The 664-nt window shown below is 67.8% G+C and carries 1 protein-coding gene; it reads right to left on the reverse strand.

The genetic code is table 11. The annotated features are described in order from the left end of the window. Positions 1–452: 452 nt before the first annotated feature. The coding region (locus tag ACTWPV_RS49750; RefSeq protein WP_443157235.1) for a cytochrome P450 at positions 453–664 on the reverse strand (212 nt) is incomplete at its 5' end.

The following is a 664-nucleotide window of genomic DNA, read 5'->3' on the forward strand; positions in this document are numbered from 1 at the left end:
GCGCCACGCGCGCCAGCTGGCTGCCCGCTCGCGACAACAACCCGCCCAGCCACAAACCGCGAAACTCGCCGATCGCGAGCACTTTGGCGTACATCGATCCCGTCCGGTCCGACTCGACTGTCCTGGCTGCCCTCGACGAACCCGCACTGCGGCAGGTCCCGCCATGCTCCGGAAAACCCGCGCGGGCGGGCACCGGCTCCCCGCGGTGGGTGATGGTTCTCCCGCCTCGTTGCAGACGCCACCACTCCACCGCGGGATCACCTCATCAGCTCCAGATGGGATCGCGTCGCATCGCCCACACCTCCCTTCGAGACGGGTTCTGGCTGGCTGGTCGCCGTTGAAGCTGTCGGCGTCCAGGGTTCATGCCGGTCACGGACCAGTGATCGTGACGTACATCCCGACACGGCCTGGCTCGGTCAGGACGCATCCGCCGAAGCCGACGCATGTCCTGTTCACCAGGTGACCGGGAGTTCGTGGGCGCCGTAGACGACGGCGTCGTTCTTGAACGGAACGTCCTCCGTCGGTGCGGCGAGCCGCAGGGCAGGGATGCGGCGGAACAGCGTGTCGAAGACGATCTGCAGTTCCATCCTGGCGAGGTTCTGGCCGAGGCACTGGTGCGGGCCGTATCCGAAGGCGAGGTGGTGGCGGGCTCCGCGCTCGATGT

It is taken from the genome of Nonomuraea sp. KM88 (assembly GCF_052245635.1).
Lineage (GTDB): Bacteria > Actinomycetota > Actinomycetes > Streptosporangiales > Streptosporangiaceae > Nonomuraea.